11 protein-coding genes are annotated in these 17,340 nt (G+C 40.0%); 1 reads left to right on the forward strand and 10 read right to left on the reverse strand.

What is annotated here, in order from left to right:
* Positions 1–80: 80 nt before the first annotated feature.
* The 5 genes from treR to B494_RS0104665 form a co-directional block, all read right to left on the reverse strand.
* Positions 81–794: a trehalose operon repressor gene (treR, locus tag B494_RS0104645; protein ID WP_017471207.1), complete on the reverse strand. Its 714-nt coding sequence runs from the start codon at positions 792–794 to the stop codon at positions 81–83.
* A 43-nt stretch (positions 795–837) separates the two neighbouring features.
* Positions 838–2,520, reverse strand: a complete 1,683-nt coding sequence (gene treC, locus B494_RS0104650; protein ID WP_017471208.1) for an alpha,alpha-phosphotrehalase — start codon at positions 2,518–2,520, stop codon at positions 838–840.
* 320 nt (positions 2,521–2,840) lie between these two features.
* A complete protein-coding gene (gene treP / locus B494_RS0104655) occupies positions 2,841–4,280 on the reverse strand; it encodes a PTS system trehalose-specific EIIBC component (protein ID WP_017471209.1) in 1,440 nt (479 codons plus the stop codon).
* A 268-nt stretch (positions 4,281–4,548) separates the two neighbouring features.
* Entirely contained in the window at positions 4,549–4,893 is a 345-nt protein-coding gene (locus tag B494_RS0104660) for a hypothetical protein (RefSeq protein ID WP_017471210.1), read from the reverse strand.
* 194 nt (positions 4,894–5,087) lie between these two features.
* The gene (locus B494_RS0104665; protein ID WP_017471211.1) at positions 5,088–5,696 is read right to left on the reverse strand and encodes a YpjP family protein; all 609 of its coding nucleotides are present in this window, start codon (positions 5,694–5,696) and stop codon (positions 5,088–5,090) included.
* A 183-nt stretch (positions 5,697–5,879) separates the two neighbouring features.
* On the opposite strand from B494_RS0104665, the gene B494_RS0104670 reads away from it, so the two are divergent.
* Positions 5,880–7,361 carry an aminotransferase class V-fold PLP-dependent enzyme gene (locus B494_RS0104670; RefSeq protein WP_017471212.1) on the forward strand — a complete coding sequence of 494 codons (1,482 nt, stop codon included), beginning with the start codon at positions 5,880–5,882 and terminating at the stop codon, positions 7,359–7,361.
* Here B494_RS0104670 and B494_RS18960 read toward each other — a convergent pair.
* The 5 genes from B494_RS18960 to B494_RS0104695 all read right to left on the reverse strand — a co-directional run bounded on the left by B494_RS18960 (position 7,358) and on the right by B494_RS0104695 (position 17,329).
* Entirely contained in the window at positions 7,358–8,113 is a 756-nt protein-coding gene (locus tag B494_RS18960; protein ID WP_017471213.1) for a CPBP family intramembrane glutamic endopeptidase, read from the reverse strand. The genes B494_RS0104670 and B494_RS18960 overlap by 4 nt on opposite strands.
* Positions 8,114–8,288: 175 nt before the next feature.
* Positions 8,289–9,026, reverse strand: a complete 738-nt coding sequence (locus B494_RS0104680) for a TspO/MBR family protein (protein WP_017471214.1) — start codon at positions 9,024–9,026, stop codon at positions 8,289–8,291.
* Position 9,027: 1 nt separating this feature from the next.
* Positions 9,028–10,467 carry a cryptochrome/photolyase family protein gene (locus B494_RS0104685; RefSeq protein WP_017471215.1) on the reverse strand — a complete coding sequence of 480 codons (1,440 nt, stop codon included), beginning with the start codon at positions 10,465–10,467 and terminating at the stop codon, positions 9,028–9,030.
* A 384-nt stretch (positions 10,468–10,851) separates the two neighbouring features.
* Positions 10,852–16,791 carry an Ig-like domain-containing protein gene (locus B494_RS0104690; protein ID WP_017471216.1) on the reverse strand — a complete coding sequence of 1,980 codons (5,940 nt, stop codon included), beginning with the start codon at positions 16,789–16,791 and terminating at the stop codon, positions 10,852–10,854.
* Positions 16,784–17,329 carry a hypothetical protein gene (locus B494_RS0104695; protein ID WP_017471217.1) on the reverse strand — a complete coding sequence of 182 codons (546 nt, stop codon included), beginning with the start codon at positions 17,327–17,329 and terminating at the stop codon, positions 16,784–16,786. Before B494_RS0104695 ends, B494_RS0104690 begins: the two co-directional genes overlap by 8 nt.
* Between the last annotated feature and the right edge of the window lie 11 nt (positions 17,330–17,340).

Here is a 17,340-nt window from a genome sequence, read left to right on the forward strand (position 1 = left end):
AGCCTCCTCAGTGTACAGCTAATGGTTCGATTTATATTATAGCTATTCGAAGAAGGCTCGTCTGAATGAATGATTAGCATTTATTTATGTCGCCGTGCGAAGTCAACAAAGCGGAAGCGATCGGGTCGGTGACGAGACTCTGTGTACTGAAATAATTGCGCATTATCTAAATAGACAAAATTTCTGATAACAACGATGTTATCAAAACCATCCAGTTGCAACAGTTCGCGATCTTCTACGGTTGGCTCTTCTACCGTGATTTCTTTTTTAGCAAAACTAATTTTCAGTCCAAGTTCACCCTCTAAATATGCGTAGATAGACCCCTGACATACAGATTTTGTTAACATTGGCACAAAGCCCTCTATAAAATAGTCTTTGTCTAATATCACACGTTCACTCGCTAAATCCCTCGTACGAATAACCCGCCAGACTTTTTCTTCTGGTTTAACCTGTAAGTATTTTCTTACTAAACGATCAGTCTCAACATAATTTAAATCATGAACAATCGTTTCAACTTCCTGATTCATTTTCTCCGCTAGCTCTTGAAAACTAACTAAACCAGAAACAGGAAAGTCAAATTTGTTCCGCTCAATAACCACAGAACCTTTTCCCCTTACTTTTTGAATGTAACCATTTTGCGATAATAAATTGAGCGCTTTCCGTATCGTTTCCCTTGAGGTTTGATAATAATTCTTCAATTCATGTTCTGAAGGCAAGTATTGGTTGACCGTCCAATCGCCTTCTTCGATTTGTTCAACTAATTCCTGATATATTAACAAATATTTCATTTTCATCGCTATCAACCTTACCTTCACTTCCGATAGTTATAGTTAGAGACTAAGATCTTAGATAATACACAACTGACTCATAAGGACGTAGCACCCCTGATTTCACATTACCTTTTTGATCAGGATAATTGCTGATTAGCACTTCTGTATGCATATCATTCTCAACACCTTCTTCGGCTAAATGATAGCTTACGGTTTCAGCATAGAAATTATTGAGTACAATTAATTGTTGATCACGATCTTTCCTCATATATGCAAAAATAGCACGATGATCGGGTAAAAGCAAACGATAATCCCCTGTTGTGATGATTTCATATTGCTTTCTTAATTGAATTAGCTTTTGATAATGATAGAAAATTGAATTTGGATCATTTAAAGCATTTTCTGCATTAATTTCCTTGTAACGCCTTCCCACTTCAATCCAGGGGGTGCCTTCTGTGAAACCGGCATGCCTCTGATCATTCCATTGCACAGGCGTTCGAGAATTATCACGGGATTTTTGCTGTAAGATGGATAAGATTTCTTGTTCACTCATGCCTTCTTTTTGTTTGATCCGATACATATTTAAAGATTCTACATCACGATACTGTTCAATAGAGTGGAAGGTTGGATTCGTCATCCCAAATTCTTCACCTTGATAAATATAAGGTGTCCCCTTCATCATATGAATAACGGTTGCAAGCATTTTAGCTGATGTCTTATGATAATCACGATCATCTCCAAAGCGAGAGACAACACGAGGTTGGTCATGATTACACCAAAACAACGCGTTCCACCCCACACCATTGTGCATACCGACTTGCCAATCGGATAAAATTTGTTTTAAAGCTTGAAAATCAAAAAGGGCTTTGGTCCATTTGTCTCCATTTGGATAGTCAACTTTTAAATGGTGGAAATTAAATGTCATGTCCAATTCTGCTCGACTTGGGTTCGTGTAGTTAATACAGTGATCAATCGTAGTTGACGACATTTCGCCTACTGTCATTAAATCATTTCCTTTAAAGACCTTTTGATGCATTTCTCGTAAATACTGGTGAATCTTCGGTCCATCGGTATAAAACTTGCGCCCATCTCCCGGAGGAACAGAACCATCATCATTCGGAAAAGATTGATCTTTAGATAGAAGGTTAATGACATCCAAACGGAAACCATCGACACCTTTTTCAACCCAAAAATTCATCATCTGATAGACAGCATCTCGAACTTCTTTGTTTTCCCAATTTAGATCGGCTTGCGTAACATCAAATAAGTGCAAATAATACTGCTCTGTTGTCTGATCGTATTGCCATGCACTACCACCAAACTTCGATTGCCAATTCGTTGGCTCCTGTCCACCACGACCATCTTTCCAAATATAAAAATTTCGAAAAGGATTATCCTTACCTTGCGCTGATTGTTTAAACCATTGATGTGCTGTCGATGTATGATTAACCACAATGTCGATAATAACCTTTAATCCGCGTTTATGCGCTTCGAGTAGTAAACGATCGAAATCTGCCATCGTTCCATATTCTTCAAAAATCGAAAAATAATCTGCAATATCATAACCATTATCGTGTTGAGGTGAATCATAGATTGGCGTTAACCAAATGACGTCAACGCCTAATTCGTTTAAATAGTCTAGCTTCTCAATAATGCCGTTAATGTCTCCTGTACCTGTAGCAGTTGTATCATTAAAACTTTTTGGATAAATCTGATAAACAACAGACTTTCTCCACCAAGGTTTTGCCACCTGATCATCCCCCTATGTTTTCTATTGTTATGTCTTATTTAAGTGCAGCCACTCATTTACCTTCCTCTCATTCGCGATGAATGATTGAAACCGATTTTTTTCGATTTGATATATAGCAGACAACCACCTTTACACACTTCTACCAAGGCGGTAAGATGGTTGCTTGCAAATACTTTATCACAGATAAGCGTCCCTAAAACGCCGATACAAATTAAGGCGTAGCGTTCAGTTAAATGGGCATGAACAGCCGCTAATGTCCTCATTCACTCAAAACCCACTCATCAGCAGGCAAGAACGCCCCGGCTGATTGGTGGTTCGTTTTATGATTTACCTAAGCGTTGATATGCATTTTTACCCATCCGCATTTTAGCAAAAATCATCGTTAACACAATAGGTGCAACTATAGCTACTGCCATTGCAATAAAGAACATCAGCCAATGCATCGCTTGGATAGAGAGGAAACCTGGTATACCACCCACCCCGATTGAATTAGCCATCACACCACTACCTACAGAGATCGTGGCAGCAATTGAGGATCCGATCATTGCAGCCAAGAATGGGAATCCATATTTTAAGTTAATACCAAACATTGCCGGCTCAGTTACGCCCAAGTAGCAAGAAATCATGGCTGGAACAGATACCTGTTGCTCCTTTTTATCGCGACGATTAATAATAATCATAGCCAGAACAGCTGAACCTTGTGCAATATTTGATAAAGCGACCATTGGCCAAAGATTGGTTCCATCAAATTGATTCATAAGTTCTAAATCGATCGCATTGGTCATATGATGAAGACCCGTAATAACTAGGGGGGCATAGGCAAACCCGAAGACGGCTGCAAATAACCAACCAAACGCTGAAGTTAAACCCGCATAGACTACATCTGAAATCCATGAACCTATTACCCAACCAATCGGGCCTAAAATAACGTGCGCGATTAACACAGCAGGTAATAACGCAAAAAACGGAACAAATATCATCGATACCACGTTTGGAATAATCTTTCTTAATCCAATTTCAAAGTAAGCGAGCACAAAGCCAGCAAGCATGGCAGGGATAACTTGTGCTTGGTAACCAATCATATCAACGGTTGCAAAACCAAAGTCCCAAACTGGAATTTCTGATGCCCCTGGTACGCCGTAAGCATTAAGTAACTGCGGTGAGACAAGCGTTAAACCAAGCACAATGCCAAGAATTTGAGTCGTTCCCATTTTCCTTGTTATCGACCAAACAATACCTACAGGTAAGAAATGAAAAATCGCTTCACCAATCAACCATAAAAAATCATAGGTACCTTGCCAAAATTGAGAAAACTCAATTAAAGCCTGATTATTATTAGGTCCAAATTCAGCAATATCACCAATAATATTACGGAAACCTAAAATAAGCCCCCCTACAACCAAAGCTGGAATAATTGGCGTAAATATTTCTGCCAAGTTCGAAATAAGACGTTGCAAGACATTCATATTTTGCTTAGCAGCGACCTTCGCTTCATCTTTTGATGTATCACCCACTCCAGCAATAGCCGTAAAATCATTATAAAATTTAGCGACCTCATTACCTATAATCACTTGAAATTGACCCGCATTTGTAAATGTTCCTTTAACCAATTCCATTTGTTCAATCTTATCCTTATCGGCTTTATCTGCGTCATTCAAAACAAAGCGCATTCGCGTTGCACAATGTGTAACGACAGATATGTTGTCGCTACCTCCAATAAGTTCAAGTAACTCGTTTGCTGAATCCGTATATTTGCCCATTTGTTTACCCCTTTCATCAATATAATAGTACATATAAAAACGAACTTGTATATACATGACGTGTTTGCGCTTTCATTGTATCTTGTATATACAAGTAGGTCAAGAAAAAAAGAGGATTTTTTATTTTATTATAGTTAACCATAAGTAAAACACCCGACTAGAGCGTTGGGTGTTCCTCTTTAGCTAGAAGCTAATGGACGGTAATGTCTTGATTCAATCAACGGACAATTAGTGGGGAAGAACGCCTCCCACTAATTGAATGTTCTATTCATTCAAAAATACCCCGATCAACGTAGCCTCCAGCAAGTTGAATGGCTTCTAACGCATCATTGAAATCTGCCTCAGTCACTTGAAAACTTAAGACTGTATTCCTATCACGCTTATCATCATCTGTTATTTCTTGATAAGCAACAACTTGTCCCATTCCTCCTGCTATGTTAGGAGAGTCAGCTCCCGCTGTACCTGTTTGAGCATAAGGGATAACAAAATCAATATCCTTATCTTGCTCAATAAAATCAATCATAATCTCTTTTGTGTCAAATCTACTTAATTTACTACGTAACTCCTCCGCCTCGTCTTCATCATGAACATAAACTTGAACACTTTTAAACACTGATTTCTCCTCCTTTAGTTAATGGATTAGTCAGATTTAATGTACCCTTATTTGTTGTTATCAAACATTTAAAGTTACAGGATGGGTGCTTATTACGAACAAATCGAGCCTAACATCTTATCTTGAAATCCTAAGATTCAAACGCCAACCAAAAAAAGAGCTAAGCTACACGTACTCCGTGTGCATTAGCTCCTTCAACTCATCCATTTAGGTGGTGTGTTTTTACTCCAAAAGACTTCGCCAATTGGGTGGTGAACTTCATAATCATCTGCTGCTAAATGGTAATGAAAATTAAACCAATAGCCCTCTTGTGGGCGATGCTCTCTTCTGACATGGAATTTTGCAACAATTTGGTCGATTTCATCATCATATAAATCAAATATCTTTTCCCCATAGCCTGGTGTTTGATGTTCAATCAGACTCAAAGTAAAAGCATCTTGACGATCTTCACAATCAATCATCATGTTCATAACATATTCAAGGTTAGGAATGATTTCCTCTGTTACTTCCTGATTCACCTGTTTGAGAATACGCGGACCCAGTTTCTCAAGCGTTCGTTCCTTTGCATCACTTACTAATACATCCTTAGGATCAAGTACAACAAGCTGGGTAGCCTGCTCTTCATCTGAAAAAGTAGGAGAATCATAAAGTTGAGCGTCAGCGATACTGGGTTGCTTTTTCGGTGATTCAATCTCCTTATGATTCACTTCTGCATTTGTATCTATATCTAGTGGAGGAACATAAATACCAAGTGTCATGACCGCCACTGTCGCAACAAATATTTTCTTAAGCCAAAGCTTCAACTTTATCTCCCCCCTATCTACATAACCGTCTCATTCGTTAATTAATTTTATTTTACCATAGTCGCCTATAAAGTCCACCGTTAAATAACAGCTGTAACGAAATTGAAATTTAACTAGTTTCACCACACAAACATTATGAACCACTGAAACATATTGTATTTATATAGAAAATGAGGTGATACAGTGAACCAACACCCAGAACACTTAGAACAACATTTTCAACAATTTAGAAAAAATATCATTGGCATTAATCAGGTCGTCCAGACACGTTATGGGTCCTTTCCCTTACTCTATGTGGATTGGACAGCTACAGGTCGTCTTTACCAACCAATAGAAGAGAAACTAGCGTACGGACTGGGACCTTGGATAAGTAATACCCATACAGAACACACGTTAACAAGCCAATTGACAACCGAAGCTTACAGCTACGCTAAAAAAATACTGAAGGACCATGTTAATGCTGATGCAAATGACATCATCATACCAGTAGGCGCAGGTACAACCTCTGCATTAAATAAATTACAACGGTTATTAGGCATTCGTGCACCTTCTTCGTTACGCGCTTCTTTAAATATGCCGAGCCACCAACGCCCCATTGTTATCACATCATTATTAGAGCACCATTCGAATTACCTTTCATGGTGTGAAACGATTGGTGAAGTGATCACCATTGGCCTTGACGAGCAACATCAAATTAATTTAGAAGAGCTTGAACACATCCTTATTCAATATCGCGATCGATCCTTAAAGATCGGGGCATTTTCTGCTTGTTCAAATGTAACAGGGATCACCACAAATTATCATCAAGCGGCTAAATTAGTTCATCAATATGGTGGGCTATGTTTTGTTGATTGCGCAGCGTCAGCCCCCTATCTATCGATTAATATGCACGGACAAGAGCCTCTCGCTCATTTAGACGGGATTGTTTTTTCTCCACATAAATTTTTAGGTGGGCCTGGATCAACAGGTATCTTAGTGGTTAACCGTGATTCGATAGCCAATCACGTGCCAGATCATCCAGGTGGAGGCACGGTACTTTATACGACCAAATCAGGGGCTTACCAGTATATTGATGACGTTGAAGCTCGAGAAGATGGAGGAACACCAGCTATTTTACAAACGGTTAAAGCAGCCCTTGCCGTTCAACTAAAGGAACAAATGACCGTTGCAAAGATTCAGGAACGAGAAGCTCTGATGTTACATTATTTTTTACCTCAACTCGCTAAAATCAAGGGCATTAAAATATTAGGCTATCCTTTGTCCACCGAGCGGTTAGGAATCGTTTCGTTTACGATCAAAGGTTGTCATCACCATCTGGCTACTCGGTTGTTAAATGATCGCTTCGGCATTCAAACGAGAAGTGGCTGTTCATGCGCGGGTCCTTATGGGCATTATTTACTTAATCTATCAAAAGCCTATTCAGACAAAATGGTTAACATGCTAAAGCAAGGAAATAATACACTAAGACCTGGATGGGTAAGAGTATCACTGCATCCAACCTTAACAAATCAAGAGCTCGTTTATATCTTGTATGCGATTGAAGCCGTGACAAGTAACTACCAAAGATGGCAATCCGATTATCATTATGATTATCGGACTGACACCTTCGTTCCTATCCATCCAACTACAAATTACGATCTAGCTGAACAGTTATTTGATCATTAAATAACAAGGCTTAATAAGGCATATGTAGCAAAAGCATTCCAAACCATATGAAAGATGATAGCTGACAACAACGTATTTGATTTAACATAGAGCAGCGTTATTGCCATTCCCATTATACTTGCAGATAAAATATGCCCAGGATGGAGCAAACCAAAAATGAGTGATGATACCACCAGAGCAATAACCAAACCGAACTTGGCTTTTAAAAAACCAAAAATAACCGCACGAAACAGTATTTCTTCTAGAATAGGGGCAATGATTACAAAAGCTATCACGAGTAATATGAGATTCAGCCCACCTAAATCGATTTGATCGAGACCAAACAAGTCAACTTGACTACCTGCCTGTTCTAACTGCCATACATCAATAATTAAATATTGAGACAAATACACAAGCGCAAATGTGATCACTAAATAAAGGTAAGTATGCCATTGCTTTAAATATGACCATGAAAAGGTATCACGTATAAACAAGCGGATAGACGAGAAAATTAATAACGCAAACACAAATGCAACCGCATCAATAATAGAAACATATTGCGTCATCGACAACTGATCTGCACTTTCGGTTCCTTGAAACAGATCAATAACTGATGCTAACATAATGATAACCATTGCTAATCCTATTGATAAACCTAAATAGGTAAAAATAAACCCTATAAATTGTGCCCAACGTGGCACTCTTTTTTCTTGATTGCTACTATTTGATGGTTGGTGCTGATGTCCAACACCGTCAACGTACTGATCTTGCATGATGTAACCTCCAATGAAATCAAAAAGTTTAATTTATTATAACAAAATTCCCACAGATGAGCGTCCGTAAAACGCTCCTCAGAGCAGCGTGCATCTATTTAGCCGGGCGTTAACGGACGCTAATGTCCTGACCAATCAGTGGCCGCTCACTGATTGAAAGTTTGTTCTATTGCCTCTAAGAAGATGGATTGAATCTATGCTTTCTCCGAGCAATAAACAACATAACAACAATTACACCTACTACTATATAAGCAACCGAACTCACCACAGGATAGCGACCTTGATTTTCCACCCCAACTCCAAGGATAGCCCAAACAAAGACGAGCGGATAAATCAGATCATTTTGCAAATAGCGAAATCCTATGGCTAAGCCTGCCGATGCAACCAGTAGACCGATCGTCCAGATTTGGTCGCTTATTCCAAATCGATCCCAACCGATCTCCACTAAATAATAGCTAATATTAGTGATGGTTGCAACGCTTATCCAAGCTAAATATATTGAAAATGGCAGGAGATCAAGAAAATTAATCGCTCGACGCTGCACTTTTTTATACAAAACAATTAGACTGACTAACAACGTTAACATCACGATAACAGTGGCACCAAAATATAAATAATGCCATAATAAAATCCACGTTATATTTAAAATACACGTTAACCAAAACAAATAATGTGTATGAAGGTAAATGCCCAGATTACGTCGGTGCTCTGGCCATTGACGACTAACCCAAATCGCTAAAGTGAGATAAATGACACTCCAGATGCTAAATACATAGCCAGCTGGCGTAAATAACACCGTGAGCCGATCGGAAATCATCCCTGTTGTTAAGCCATTGATAGGTAAAATATTTGCCAGTGCATTGACAACGATAACCGCAACTAAAAAAAATACATTCAACCAAAATTTCTTCATTTTATTTCCCCTCCTTAATGATGTCATAAGCAGCTAACGCCTGCTTTCTTGCCTGCTCATGCTCAACTATCGGGGTTGGATAGGTCTTACCCAACTCAAGATTTGCCTGCTTCAAGATCATTTCGGGGGTTTTAATAGGGTGATGAACGTAAGCTGTGGGAAGATCCGTTAATTCTAGCAACCACTGTTTAATATACGTACCATCTGGATCAAACTTTTCTGCTTGTCGGATCGGATTAAATACCCTGAAATAAGGTGCAGCATCGAAGCCAGATCCAGTCACCCATTGCCAACCCAACACATTATTGGCCTGATCATGATCAATTAAGGTTTCCTCAAACCATGCCTGCCCCCAACGCCAATCAATGCGTAAATGCTTAACAAGAAATGAAGCAACGACCATCCGCACCCGATTATTGATCCAACCTGTTTCCCAGAGTTCTCGCATACCTGCATCAACAATCGGATAGCCCGTTTCACCTTTCTGCCATGCATCAAACAGCTGACGATCCTGTAGCCATGGAAATTGATTAAAATTTCTCTTTAATGGTTTCGTTTTAGCATCTGGATAAACAGCTAATTGTTGATAGGCAAAATCTCGCCAAGCAAGCTGCCTTAAAAATGCCCATCCTTGCTTCTCAATAATAATTCGATCTCGTTGATCTTCAGTTAACAGCATCTGTTCAACGATCCGATTCCAGATGACACGTGGACTAATCGCACCGACTGCTAAATAAGGCGATAACATTGAGGTCATTGCTAAGCTTGGATAGTCTTTTTCATTATAGTGTGGCAAAGCGTGACTAATGAATTGTTCCAATAGCCGATGTGCATGCTTTTCACCCGGCTCCCAGTAATGTGCAAATTTAGTCGTCCAAATACTGTCTTTAAGTAAGTTCAGTTGCTCAATTTTCAGACTCGATGACTCCGCCATGTCAATCGCATGATATGAAGCCGGTGCACTGCTCGGTTTGATTATATCTGCTTGGATCAGCCGCTTCCAAAATGGTGTAAATACTTTGTAATGCTGATTTTGATGCGTTAATATCGCATGTAATGAGACCAATGTGTTTGCTTCGAAAAATTTTATTTGTATTGCTAACTTTTTAGCCAATCCCGAAATGGCTTGATCACTTGCACCGTCAGCTTCTATGTGCATTTGATTAAGATAAATCGCTTCAATTTTAAATTGATCAATCAACTGACGCAAAACAGAAATCGTATCACCTTTGGCCATGCATAATGGCAAGTTCAACTCGCTTAAAGATTGCTTTAAATCAATTAATTGATAATGGAGAAACCAATCACTTGCATGCACTTGTTGACGGGGTTGATTGGCTATGTATAAAGGTAATACCTCACCATCTCGCCCAGCTTGATTTAATGCTGGATGGTCGATTGTTCGTAAATCATTTCTGAACAAGACTAATATTCGCTTCAACTGCCCTTCACCTCATTGTCTTTTTAAAACCATCCGCTCACGCTTAAGGAACCGATTCTTATCTCTACTTTTATTTGCCATGCTTCTATGTTTTATTTCCTAACACAGAAAGATAATCCTACTATTCCCGAATTGATGTGATTAGAAACCTGAGCACATACGTACCTCACTTAAACCCACCATTGACGACGATCGTAACCTGTTAAGATCGTTGATTCCATTTCAACACTTCGGTCTTTCATGATAAGCTACAAGGGAACTGACTTGATTTCTATTATAATAAACGTTATTCAATCATGTAATGAACTTTCAGCGGTCATTTCCCTTCTTCTTCCACCGGACTGAAAAAAGCAGGTGCACTTGTTTGCGCACCTGCTTGAGCATTTATTTAGCTACCTTTTTCTTTTTATATACATAGATACCACCGAAACTACTCACCGCAAGTAACCCGATGATTGAGCTAACGAACCCGACGCGATTTTCATACCATTTGATAAAGATATTTTTTTCTGCAATATCAAAGACCAAATTTAAGGTGGTTTCATTGCCAGCTAAGTCATAGGCTTGTGCCTCAATTTGATAGTTAGCAGGTTCGCTAAAATTCATTATAACCGAACCTTCATCGACGTTGTCAAGATAGTCAACACCGTTAACCGTCAAGGATTGCATCAGATCTTGATCATCTAAAAGCGACAGATCAATTGAGACATTTTCGTAATAACGCGCTTGATCTTCAACGCCATCGACGATAAATTCTGGTGCTGTCATATCAATGATAAATTCAACGGTTAACTGCTTAACATTTCCTGCCTGGTCAACAACTTCAAAGTAGAGAACATGTTTGCCTTCGGTTGCAATCGGTTGACCTAACTCATAAGGCTCACCGTTTAACGTTAAGGCAATTATCTGGTAGTCGGTCATGTCTTCAATGAAGAATTCCGGGATAACTACGTCATTAAAGTATTGGTTTGACATAGGCTCCGCAAAACGAATGACTGGAGCTGTTTTGTCAATCGTAAAAACAATCGTTCGTTCAGTAACATTGTCAGCTAAATCAGCAATCGATGCTTTAAGTACATAATCTTGTTCATCCACAAGGTTCGTTCCACTTTCGAACGGTTGATCATTTAAAGTAACGGTTGATGCTTCTTCATCCAAATGCTGATCAGAATATTCAACAACCGGTGTGATTGACTCATTAAAGTACCCTTCGATAATACCTGAAATCGTGAGCTCAGGTCTAGTTGTATCGACAGTGAAACTCAGCTCTAAAGTGGTCGTATTGCCTGCCTTATCTGATGCAGTTACTAGATAATCATATTGCATTTCTTCACTAGCTGTTGGAATATTGCCTGCCACGTTTGCTCCATCATTTAGCCTCACAACATCAATCGTATCCTCATCAGGTTGATCCAATTCAAAAACAGGGGTAAAGACGCGATTGATATAAGCACCATCTTCGATCACTTCTCCATCTACACCCATTCTCGGGGTAATCTCAGGCGCTGTCTTATCTATCGTAAAACTTAATTCGATACGGTCCTCATGACCGGCTTTATCGGTTGCATTGACCACCATTTTATAATCGCCTTCCTCTGTAAAGGTATGACTTAACGTTGCAACCGATTCTTGATAAGCTTTTGCATTGACAGAAAAGTTACCAACCGGATAATTCACACCATCGCGAGTTACGCTGACGGTTTGTTGATCAAGATTAACATCACGAACGCGAATCGTGACCGGACGATCGACATTGTAATATTCTTCATGTTCAACCCCATCAACTTCGATAACTGGACTAACGGTATCAATGACAAAGCTCTTGTTAACAGGCGTTGCCCTATTCCCTGCGGCATCAGTTGCTTGCATTGAAATCGTATAGGCACCGTCTTGATCAAAGCGGTGAGTTAAACGCGATTCAAACGCTCGATTACGCCAACTAGCTCCATGGTCTCCTTCCACGATATCCGTGAACGGTTCACCATTTCGTCTAATTTCGAAATTAACATTATTCGTAGAAAATTGGCGCTCTTTTACTAAAAATTCAACGTTCCGAGCAGCTGGATAATAGCGACCATCACTAATTTGATCTGCTCGAAGGACAGGCGCTGTTTTATCAATTGTAAAACGAATCGTTTGGTGTTCACTACTATTTCCAGCTCGATCAGTGGCACTTAATCTAAGTTCGAAGACACCTTCTTCACCTGTGCGGAACATGTGATTCCACTCTGCACGTCTGTCATTAAATGAAAGTGCAGGAACATCGCGATAGCGCTCCATTCTGCCTGATCGATTATTCAGTTTGTAGACAGCTAAATCGGTCCGGTTTGGATCAAGGTTATCATCTACTACTGCTACCGAGACGGAACGATTTTTGTTATAATGCTGGTCATGTTTGACTCCTGTAATCGACAGTGCTGGTGCGATCTGGTCAACGGTAAACGTTTGACTTACTGTCTTCGCTTGATTACCAGCAGCATCTACGGCGTCAACGACGACCCGATAGGTGCCATCTTGATCAAAATCAAGTGTCAGCTTGCTCGAACGTCCACTATTTTTCCAGTTATCCAACTGGTCATGATGATAACGAACGTCATTTCCGTCTCGATCACGACGATACACTTTAATTGACACTTCATTCGTCTCGTAGTTGTTTTCAATCACTTCAATCTGTTGACTGATTGGTTGATTATGATAGCGCTTGAGCTGATTCAGTTTGATCACAGGTTTGGTATTATCGACGACAAAACGCAGTGAATCCTCTGTTGAACGACCAGCATAGTCTTCTAGATAAACCGTTAACGTATAATCCCCATCATGATGGTAGAAATCATCGTTAAGGATAAATTGGTAACTATGGTCAGCTGTTTGTTCCCATGTTCCAATAGCCTCATCCGCCCATTGGTGCTTTTCACCATCTGGGGTCTTTTGAGTAACGGTAACAGTTCGCTCTTTAATGTGACGCTCATTTATTTCAATCGGCACCCATTGATTAATGCCTTGCTGATCGATCGCTTCACGCGTTTTATATTGATGATCTAACGCCTTGCCGAGCTTGATGACAGGATCGGTTTTATCTAGGGTAAACTGTAACGATTCTGCTGATCGATTCCCAGCACGATCAATCGATTCAATAGACACTTGATAATTTCCTTCTTTAGTAAATTGATAGGCTAAGCTAGCCGTTGATTCTCGGAAAAGCCGATGTCTGATATTAAAATCACCAACGGGATAGGGTTCACCATCTCGTGTCACTTCAATTCGATTAATGTCAAAATCACGATCAGAAATGTTAATTTCCATTAAACGATCATCTGCATAATGGATGCCATCTTCCACACCGGAAACAGTAATCGTCGGAAACGTCGAATCAATGGTAAATGACGTTTCAGCAACTTCTGCTTGATTACCCGCCGCATCCTCTGCTTCAAGCTTGATCGTATAATGACCATCAGCGAAGGTTTGAAAAGTAGCTGACGATTGTTCGGCTTGTCGGAACCAATGATGACCGATCCGATTTAATACGGCATCTGTGATGTCTACACCGTTATGCGAGACCGACAACTGCACTTGATTTGATAAATAATGATGTTCAAAAACAGACAAGCTTATCTCCTGATTTTCGCTATAAAAGGCACCATCTTCCACACCGGCAATCGCTACAGTAGGGGCTACTTTATCAATAGTAAAGCGCACTTGTTTTGTCTCCGAACGATTACCTGCTTGGTCAGTTCCTTCAAGTGTAACCCGATATAAACCCTCATTAGCAAAAACTTCAGTCAATGCCAACTGATCGTCTGTTAAGATAGGCGCATTCTCAGTTTGATAGCTATCAAACTTACGGGTCAAGTCATTCCATTTCTCCACGGTTAATGCCGTTTGATCATGATCGAGTAATGGGCTATTTATACTGAACGTCACTTCACGTGGGTTACTATAATGCTGATGATCCTCTATCCCAATAACACTTAAATCAGGTGCCGAACGATTAATCGTAAATGTTTGCACAACAGACTCCGCTTCATTGCCAGCTTGATCGACAGCGCTAGCTGAGATCCGATACGTACCGTCTTGCTCAAACAAATAATCGAGACGGGTTTGACGATCTGTGCTTTCCCAATCAGGAAAAGCGTCACTATAGTCAGTGAAATGTCCTGTTTCATCTTGTTTTTCAATCACGATTGAAACATCATTCGTTTGATAATAGTCTTCAATAATCGCAATTTCAGCTTTTACCTGCTGATTAGTGTAACGTGCTAACTCGCTGATCTCTATTAGTGGCGCAGTATCGTCTACGACAAATGCTAACGATTCAGTTTGGCTGTGGCCAGCTAAATCGTCTGCTTCGACCTCAATAAGATAGTGACCATCCTCCTGCCAAATATCTTGTTCAAGCTCGAAGCTAACCTGTGATAATTGGTCTTGGTCCTGCACCCATTGCCCCACTTGCTCTTGGTTAAACTGGGTTTGCTCACCGTCAACCGTTGTGTGCGTTACCGTTAATTGCTTGTTTTTCAAATGCGGTTCATCGATTGTCACTGAACATAATTGATCGAATCCAGTCGCTTCGATCAACCCACGATTAATATGCTGATCAGGTGCAATCGGGCTCTCTATAACAAGATTAGGCGCCTCTGAATCAATTAACAACTCATGAGTATACACCGTTTCACGACCGAATTGATTCACTGCTACAATATTAATCTCATAATAGCCTTGATCAAATTGTTCTGTCACCGTCGCCTGCAAATCTTGATGCGACAATGCCTCATTTGTTAACAAGGTTTCCTTTTCACCTGTTTCTGGGTTTTGTTTTAAAATTTCAAAGACCGTCTGTTCCATATCTAAACTAAAATCAGCTAACGTAAACGTGACGTCGACCGGCTCAAGATAAATGGCTTCCAAATCATCACCATACGCATCCATTACACGAACAGTTGGCTGATCAAAGTCAACGACAACCGATCGATTTAATGCTTGATGATGACCAGCATCATCTTTTGCCGTTACTTCAATATGATAAACGCCTGATTGATTCATCTCGAAATCAAGCAAGATCCGATCGTCTTCTTGCTCAGTTGATAGCTCAACCTGATCACGCCCATTGAAATATTCACGTTCAATCGACCATTTCGTTTCATCATGATCTAAGTTCTGGTCAGCAATCACTACTTGCACGTCGCCAAGCGCTTGTTCAGAACGATCTGGTATCGACTCCCCTTGCTGATCGACAAATTGGATAACCGGGGCCGTTGTATCGACCGTAAAGGTGAGTGGATCTAGTTGATGAACCTTTCCAGCTCCAGCATCCTCAACTGTTGCTTCAATGTGATAATCCCCATCAGGAAATGGTTCGCTTAATGTTGCGGTCGTTACGTCAAGCTCAACTTCCTCTGTTAGCAAATAAGCCTCGCCATCTAACGTAACATCAAGTGAAACCTCAGCAATTGGGGCATGATTATCAATCAATAGTTCAATGTCATCACTTGGCAAATCGGCGCCTGACTCAAACGATTGATCGTCCGCTAAAAGATTTAACGTCGGGCCTTGACTATTGACATAAAAGGTTATTTCAGCTTGACTCACGTGCTCTGCCTTGTCTGATGCATTCACCTCAATCTGATAAATACCTGACGTATCCGTTGGGATTCCCGTGAAAAAACCCGTCCCCTGTTGCTCCCATGTCGTCTGATAGTCGTCACCATTCACCTTGATTTCAAGTAACTCTTCAGAAGTATAGAGATCGTCAACCTCTATCTCTACCGTGGGATAATCTGAACCGGTAAACCAACTCGGATCTGGATAATAGATCTGTTGATCTTCTACACCACGAATAGCAATAGTCGGTGCTTCAGTATCCTTTACTATATTGAACGCAATCGGGTTTTGATCACTTGGAATCCCCCAATCATTGTCCTGATTAATATGAAGTTCTAGCTCAAGCCAACCATCGTGTTCTGGCAAAGTATAACTAACATGAAATCGTCCTTGAAACACTTCTTCCTCAATCAGTTCAAATTCGTCTGATGCTAAAGAATCACCTTGATAGGTCGCCGTTAACGTAAAAGGTTGTGCCTGTTCAACGTTTTGATCGTAATAATGACTAAAATCAAGTACGAAACTGACTTGATCTTCCGAGGTAACCCATTCTGAAGCAAACGGGAATGTCTCACTAGCATCCCACTGTTCACCCTGATAATCTACAGTTAACTGTAATTCACTAGAAGAAAAAGCGGCGCTGCTAAACATTATTAAAAATAATAAAATGATTGCAATAACTGGAAACACAAAAAACTTTTTCTTCCTTCGATATAATTCAGCCACTCTTTTCCCCTCCATTTGTTATGACTTCATTCGCTTCAACGCGAACAATATCTTCATCAATCATAAAACTAGCATCCTCATCCGTCAGCAACGTCGTTTCCTCACTAGTTGGCAATAACACCGTTTCTGTAAGGTTATTTTGCTGTTGGTGTCTAGTAATATTTGGTTCGTTGATATATTCTGTTTCAGCATGACTGTTTATTTGTTGATCACTGCTAGCAGTAGATGTTGGTAAATATTCTGTTTCAATGAAGCTGTTCGCCTGTTTCGCCTCACTAGCAGCCGACGATAGCTTGCTCGATGTAAAGCTTGCGTCTTGATCTCTTCTAATCACAATTTGACTCGTTGTGCGTTTACCACTTTCAGTCACGTTAGCTTGATATTGAAACGAAGACCCTTGCTTTGATTTCAACCATTTCAGACCCGTTAAATCTGCCAATGCTTGCTTAATATCTAACTTAATAAACAACCCGATTGCTAGTCCTAAACATATGATCGTTAAAGCTAAGCCACCATAAAACATGATTTGGTATCCCATTTGTTTTCCTC

It is taken from the genome of Amphibacillus jilinensis Y1 (assembly GCF_000306965.1).
GTDB classification, from domain to species: domain Bacteria; phylum Bacillota; class Bacilli; order Bacillales; family Amphibacillaceae; genus Amphibacillus_C; species Amphibacillus_C jilinensis.

Excerpts from the sequence above, each read along its gene's own strand:
- treR (WP_017471207.1), bottom strand. The coding sequence starts at position 794 with ATGAAAATGAAATATTTGTTAATATATCAGGAATTAGTTGAACAAATC.
- treP (WP_017471209.1), bottom strand. The coding sequence starts at position 4,280 with ATGGGCAAATATACGGATTCAGCAAACGAGTTACTTGAACTTATTGGA.
- B494_RS18960 (WP_017471213.1), bottom strand. The coding sequence starts at position 8,113 with ATGCAAGATCAGTACGTTGACGGTGTTGGACATCAGCACCAACCATCA.
- B494_RS0104680 (WP_017471214.1), bottom strand. The coding sequence starts at position 9,026 with ATGAAGAAATTTTGGTTGAATGTATTTTTTTTAGTTGCGGTTATCGTT.
- B494_RS0104695 (WP_017471217.1), bottom strand. The coding sequence starts at position 17,329 with ATGGGATACCAAATCATGTTTTATGGTGGCTTAGCTTTAACGATCATA.